This is a genomic window from Asticcacaulis sp., assembly GCF_027484505.1.
Lineage (GTDB): Bacteria > Pseudomonadota > Alphaproteobacteria > Caulobacterales > Caulobacteraceae > Asticcacaulis.
The window spans coordinates 1-6,212 of the sequence record NZ_JAIXSV010000115.1; the positions used below are offsets into that span (position 1 = coordinate 1).

The following is a 6,212-nucleotide window of genomic DNA, read 5'->3' on the forward strand; positions in this document are numbered from 1 at the left end:
AATCCGGCCTTTCAGAACCTGACCTGGGAAGACCTGCCGGAGAAACTGCCGCCCAATTACCGCGTCGATATCGACCCGTGGCACGTCATCGACACCTATCGCAAACTCTATCCGCAGATGACGCCGACCGATGTCTATTTCGCCGCAACAACGGCGGGGCGGTCGTGGCGCGGGGCGATTATCGAGGCCGAAGAACGCGCCAAGGTCGGGGCCAAAACCTTTGTCTATCAGGCGGACTGGAAAACCCCCAAGGACGGCGGGCGGTTGGGCGCGCCACACACGATCGACATTCCGCTGGTCTTCCGCACCACGGCCGTGCCGGACGCCATCTCGACCGACAGCCCGGAGGCCCGGCGCATGGCCGACCTCTTCTCCGACGCCTTTATCGCCTTTGCACGCAACGGATCACCGCAGACCTCCGCCCTGCCCGACTGGACGCCCTACAGCCTGCCGGAGCGTCAGACGATGCTGATGGACCTGACGCCGCAAATGGCGAATGATCCGCGCGGCGAAGAACGTAAGCTGTTTGAAAAGGTGCCGTTTATCCAGTCAGGCACTTAACGCATACAACGGCCGAAGAGGCTGACCGCATCCGGTATCACTGCGCCATAAACACAATCGGATAGGGATTGCCCGCCGCGTCGGTGTCTGACCGCCCGGTCACCGCAAATCCGCACTTTTGATAGAAGGTGACATTGCCCGTGACCTGCTCGTTGACCTCAACGATCAGCGGCCCTTTCAGCGCGTGGGCCTTAGCGATCAGGGCCCGCCCCACGCCGCGCCGCTGACGGGCCGGATCGACAAACAGCATAGCCAGCGCGTTCTCACCGGCCAGCACGCAAAAGCCGGCGGGGGCACCGTCGTCTTCGGCCACCCACACCTCGCCATCCATCAGCCCGGCCAGCAGGTAGGGGCGGTAAAAGTCGATATCGCCCTCAGCGAGGAAATCATAGGCGGCGCGCACCGACTCTTCCCAAATGCGCGTCAGGGCGGCGACATCGGCGGTGGTCGCTGTCCGGATCACCCCAGCACCTTGTCGATCCAGCGGGCGGCCAGTGACGGCCACTGATCGTGCGTGCCGTTAAGGTCGCGCAGCGCAAAGCCGTGCGGGGCCTGCGGGAAGATGTGGGCATCGACGTCGCCACCCGTCTGCTGCATGGCCCTGATCAGGTTCAGGGCGTGATCGACCGGCACGATCTGATCGTGCAGGGCATAGGCCAGAAACACCGGCATTTGCGGGATACCGTGCGCTTCCCCGGCGATGCCAATAGGCCAGGCGTCGTAAAAGGCCTGCTTTTCGGCGGGCGGATAGTCGGGCTTGCCCGCCGGGGCCTTATAGTCGCGGTGATTGGCATTGATGGGCGCATAGGCGATCAGCACGCCTTTCGCCTTTTGCGCGTGGTCCTGACAGGCCATGACGCCGGCCAGATGCCCGCCCGACGACAGGCCCACGTGCAGAAGCGGCAGGGGCGCAAGGCTTTCCAGATAATCGAGCGCCTTGAAGCCGTCGTTCAAAGCGATGTCATAGGGCCAGACGCCGCCGTTCGCATCCGCCTGCCCCGGCTGACGATGCGTCAGCACATAGGCGTCGATACCCTGCGCATTGAGCCATAGGGCAACCTCCAGCCCTTCGCGGTCGTGCACAAGATTGATATAGCCGCCGCCACCATAGACGAGGGCGCGCGCGCGCGCCGGAGTCGGTGATTTGAACACGCTCAGTTCGGCGCGCGTGACCTGCTTATGCACGCGGTCAGGCCACTGCCCCTCCAGCGCATTGGGTGCGCCGTCGGACAAGGCGATCACGTGGTCCGGCACAGGGGATTCGACGGGCAACACAGGGCGGGCGTTCGGCATGGGCTTGTCCTTCTTCTTAGGGGCAAGCGGTAATGCCGGGGCGCAGAGGCGTCAACTGTCTTATCCCTCCCCGGCCATGCGATTACGCCGCCACCTGTTCGCGCAACAGGAGCGTTTGATAGGCCCCTTCGACGGCGGCGATGACGCGGGAGTCATTCGCCAGCGCTTCCGGGAAGACCTTACGGTAGGCAAGGAAGGTCGCCACGTCCGACAGGTCGTCTTTCAGCCCCTTGCCCATGGCGATCAGCTCATCGGCCAGCGGGTCGGTGATCGTCTCACCCGCCACGGCCCTGGCGCGGATAAAGCGCATCCACGCCGCCAGTGGCACGCCAAAGCGGCTCACGTCCTGCCCCTTTTCCAGCGCCTCGGACAAGGACGACAAGAGGCGGATCGGCAGCTTCTGCGAGCCGTCCCAGGCGATTTGCGACAGAAGGTGACGGATGGCCGGATTGCGGAAGCGTTTCAGTATGGCTTCGGAATAGGCGGTCAGATCAAGGCCCTTCGGCGCTTCCAGCAACGGCACCACGTCGCTCAGCATCAGGTCACGCGCCAGTTGCGCCAGCTCGGCATCCTTCATGGCTTCGGACACGCTCTCGATACCCTTGTGCAGGCCGGTATAGGCGATCGTCGAATGCGGGCCATTGAGCAGGCGCAGCTTGGCGCGTTCATAGGCCGGGACATTGTCGGTCAGGATGACGCCGACCGAGGCCCAGTCCGGACCGCCGTCGTGAACGTGTTCCTCAATCACCCACTGGGTAAAGGCTTCGCGCTGGATCGGCCAGGCGTCTTCGAGGCCAATGGCGGCCTTGACGCGCTCACGCAGGGCATCGTCGGTGGCCGGGGTGATGGAGTCCACCATGGTGCAGGGGCAGGCCAGATCGGCTTCGATCCTCAAAGCCAGCGCCGCATCCGTCTTCGCCACAAAGGCCACGACGGCGGCCTTCAGGCGGTGGCCATTCTTGGGCAGGTTATCGCAGGGGATCAGCACGAAGGGCGAAAGGCCCGCCGCATAGCGACGGCGCAGGCCTTCGGCCACATAGCCGATATAGGATTTCGGCGTTTGCGGGTGGGCGAGGTCGTGCACAATGTCCGGATGGGCAAAATCGAGTTCCCAGTTGGGATTGAGGCAGTAGCCCTTCTCGGTGACGGTCGAGGTGACGATCTGCACTTCGGGGCGCGTCAGGCGCTCCAGCACGGCTTCGATGTCTTCGGGCCCGACCAGCACTTCGCGCATTGAACCGAGGATCTGATATTCGATCTTTTCGTCGAGAATGGCCAGCGTATAGAGGCCGTCCTGCGGGGCCAGCGCATCGCGCACACCCTTGGAATGCAGCGACACGCCGCAGATACCCCAGCGCGGGTCTGAGCCCAGCAGGGCATCGACAAAGGCCGCCTGATGGGCGCGGTGAAAGGCCCCGGGGCCGAAATGGACAATCCCCACCGAGACCTTCGCCGGATCATAGGCGGGTTTGATCACGTCCGGAGAGAGATCGGACAGGGTGGCAAGCGACAGGCGGGTCATGCGGTTTCTTTCGGGCTATGTAATCAGCTAAACTGTGAAAAATTCCGACGGGCCGCCCCAGGGAATTTTCTCTATTATAGCGAAGGTGGTGCACAGGGGAAACGTCGTTTTCCCCATGATACCTACAAAGTGACACCATTCTTCCAGATGGCGATTTCGCGCTCGTCATTCTTTTCGTTGTTGGACCGTTCACCCGACGCCACGCGCAGGATGAGATCCATCAGGTCATCGGCGGTTTCATCCAACGTCTTGCCCTCCAGAGCCTGACCGGCATTGAAGTCGATCCAGTGCGGTTTCTTTTCAGCTAGCGCGGTGTTGGAGGCGATTTTCAGCGTCGGCGCGGGGAAGCCCAGCGGCGTGCCGCGTCCGGTGGTGAACAGCACGATCACCGCCCCGGCCGCCGTCAGCGCCGTCGAAGACACGGCGTCATTGCCGGGCGCTTCGAGCAGCGACAGCCCCGGCTGCGTGGCGCGTTCGCCGTAGCGCAGCACCTCGGTCAACTGGCTGAGGCCGCCTTTTTGTACGGCCCCCAGCGACTTTTCTTCGAGCGTAGTGATGCCCCCGGCCTTGTTGCCCGGCGATGGGTTTTCAAACACCGGCTGGTTGTTGTCGAGGAAGTATTGCTTGAAGTCGTTGACCACATCGACGACCTGATGAAACACCCCTTCGTCTTTGGCGCGGGCCATCAGGATGCGCTCGGCCCCAAAGACTTCGGGGATTTCGGTCATGATCGACTGCCCGCCGGCCAGAGCCACGATGTCGGCGACGCGACCGACCAGCGGGTTGGCGGTCAGGCCCGAAAAGCCATCCGAGCCACCGCATTTGACGCCGATAGCGAGGTCCGAAACGTCGCACAGTTCGCGCTGATCCTTTTCAACCACCTTCACAAGTTCTTCCAGCGCCTCAAGGCCCGCCTCGTGCTCGTCCTCAACCATCTGGGCGGCGAAATATTTGAGGCGATCCGGCGTGCGGCCCTCGATCTCGCCGATCAGGGCGCTGAGCTGATTGTTTTCGCAGCCCAGACCGACGATCAGCACGCCGCCGGCATTGGGATGCGCCGCCAGCGCCGCCAGCAGCTTACGCGTATGGTTGAGGTCGTCGCCCAGTTGCGAGCAGCCCAACGGATGGGTCAGGGCATAGACGCCATCGACGCGGCCTTTGAAGCGTTCGCTCGCCACCCTGGCCAGCCGCTCAGACGTGCGCGCCACGCAGCCGACCGTGCACAAGATCCAGATTTCATTGCGGATACCCACCCTGCCATCCGCGCGGCGATAGCCCATAAAGGTACGCGCATCGGGGTGAGAACCCGGCCCTTCGGCGGCCACAGGCACATAGTCATAATCTTCCACGCCCGTCAGCGAGGTGGCCAGATTGTGCGTATGGATGTGCTCACCCGCCTTGATCGGCGCGATGGCGTGCCCGATACGGAAGCCAAATTTCAGCACCGGCGCGTCCACGGCGATGTCACGCAGGGCGATCTTGTGCCCCTTGGGGATGTCGGTGCCAAGCGTCAGTTGCACATCGCCAAAATCCAACACCTCCCCGGCGCTCAGCGCTTCGACCGCAATCGCCACATCGTCGGTGGCATGCACGCGCACATAGCGCACCATCGCTGGGGCTTTGATGTCCTTAGGGCCAAGGGTCGCGCAGGAGGGGGACTCGTCTGGCATAATCGCTAGCTTTCTGACGTCCGACACCCTCTGTTGTGAGTTCGCGAACGCTGTTTTTTATGTTGACGGTTGGTAACCGGTGTCATACCTCTGAAAGCGGTAGATAGGCAAGAGGCGTAACAGGGCTACGGACGGAAAATCTGCGCGCTTGCCCGCAACCGCCCTTTACCGCTAAATATAACAGATGAAACGGACTTTTGTACGGGCCGTTTTGCAATTCAGGCCGGAAGCAAAACCCACAGATGACCACGACCGCTCTTCCCGAAGGCGCCCCCGATCCCGTCGAAGATTTCCTGAAGCGCCGCAAGAAGGCGACGATCAACGATGTGGCCTCTCTGGCGCGGGTGTCGAAAAAGACGGTGTCACGCGTCATCAACCATTCGCCGTCAGTACGCGCCGAAACCCGCGATCAGGTCAATGCCATCATCGCCCGCATCGGTTTCAAGCCGGACCCGCAGGCGCGCGGCCTGGCCTTTCGCCGCTCCTTCCTGCTGGGCCTTGTCTATGACAACCCCAATGCCCAGTACGTCATCAATATCCAGAACGGCGTGCTGGATTGCATCCGGGGGTCGGGCACCGAACTGGTGGTCCACCCCTGTGACAAGAGCAGCCCAGACTTTATCGACGAAATCCGCGACTTCGTGGAGTTGCAGCGCCTGTCCGGCGTGATCGTCCTGCCGCCCATTGCCGAAAACCGCCAACTGCTGGCGGCGCTTGATGATCTCGACGTGCCCTATGTGCGCATCACCGCCATGCCCGGCGAAGAAAACACGCCACCCATCGTCTCGTCGCAGGTGGTGTCGCGCGACCGCATGGGTTGCCGTGCGGCGGCAGAACATCTGGCCGATCTGGGGCACCGTCGCATCGGCTTCATCTCCGGCCCGGCGGGTTACGCCTCAGCGCGTCAACGCCGGCAAGGCTTCGATGAGGGGCTGACGGCGCGCGGCCTGACGCTCGATGCCGCCCTGATCGTGCAGGGGGAATATACCTTCGAGTCGGGGTACGTGGCCGGTAAGGCCCTGCTGTCGCAATCACCGCGCCCGACCGCGATTTTCAGCTCCAACGACGAAATGGCGGTGGGTGTCTATAAGGCCGCCGCCGAACTAGGGCTTAGCGTGCCCGATGACCTCAGCGTGGTCGGCTATGACGACGCCCCCATCGCCGCC

General features: G+C 62.9%; 6 protein-coding genes. 2 read left to right on the forward strand and 4 right to left on the reverse strand.

The window, feature by feature from the left end; genetic code table 11:
• Positions 1–561: carboxylesterase family protein (locus Q0072_RS06995; RefSeq protein WP_298327645.1), on the forward strand; the 561-nt coding region annotated here is incomplete at its 5' end.
• 37 nt (positions 562–598) lie between these two features.
• On the opposite strand, the gene Q0072_RS07000 is transcribed toward Q0072_RS06995, so the two are convergent.
• From Q0072_RS07000 to Q0072_RS07015, 4 genes are all read right to left on the reverse strand, one after another.
• Entirely contained in the window at positions 599–1,024 is a 426-nt protein-coding gene (locus tag Q0072_RS07000) for a GNAT family N-acetyltransferase (RefSeq protein WP_298327648.1), read from the reverse strand.
• A complete protein-coding gene (locus Q0072_RS07005; protein ID WP_298327650.1) occupies positions 1,021–1,854 on the reverse strand; it encodes a prolyl oligopeptidase family serine peptidase in 834 nt (277 codons plus the stop codon). Before Q0072_RS07005 ends, Q0072_RS07000 begins: the two co-directional genes overlap by 4 nt.
• 82 nt (positions 1,855–1,936) lie before the next feature.
• Positions 1,937–3,376 carry a mannitol dehydrogenase family protein gene (locus Q0072_RS07010; protein ID WP_298327653.1) on the reverse strand — a complete coding sequence of 480 codons (1,440 nt, stop codon included), beginning with the start codon at positions 3,374–3,376 and terminating at the stop codon, positions 1,937–1,939.
• 122 nt (positions 3,377–3,498) lie between these two features.
• The gene (locus Q0072_RS07015) at positions 3,499–4,986 is read right to left on the reverse strand and encodes a UxaA family hydrolase (RefSeq protein WP_298327659.1); all 1,488 of its coding nucleotides are present in this window, start codon (positions 4,984–4,986) and stop codon (positions 3,499–3,501) included.
• 302 nt (positions 4,987–5,288) lie between these two features.
• Here Q0072_RS07015 and Q0072_RS07020 point away from each other — a divergent pair.
• On the forward strand, positions 5,289–6,212 hold a 924-nt coding region (locus Q0072_RS07020; RefSeq protein ID WP_298327656.1), incomplete at its 3' end, for a LacI family DNA-binding transcriptional regulator.

Bases quoted from the DNA above. Each gene is read 5' to 3' on its own strand.
- Q0072_RS07015 (WP_298327659.1), bottom strand. From the start codon at position 4,986: ATGGTGCGCTATGTGCGCGTGCATGCCACCGACGATGTGGCGATTGCG.
- Q0072_RS07005 (WP_298327650.1), bottom strand. From the start codon at position 1,854: ATGCCGAACGCCCGCCCTGTGTTGCCCGTCGAATCCCCTGTGCCGGAC.
- Q0072_RS07010 (WP_298327653.1), bottom strand. From the start codon at position 3,376: ATGACCCGCCTGTCGCTTGCCACCCTGTCCGATCTCTCTCCGGACGTG.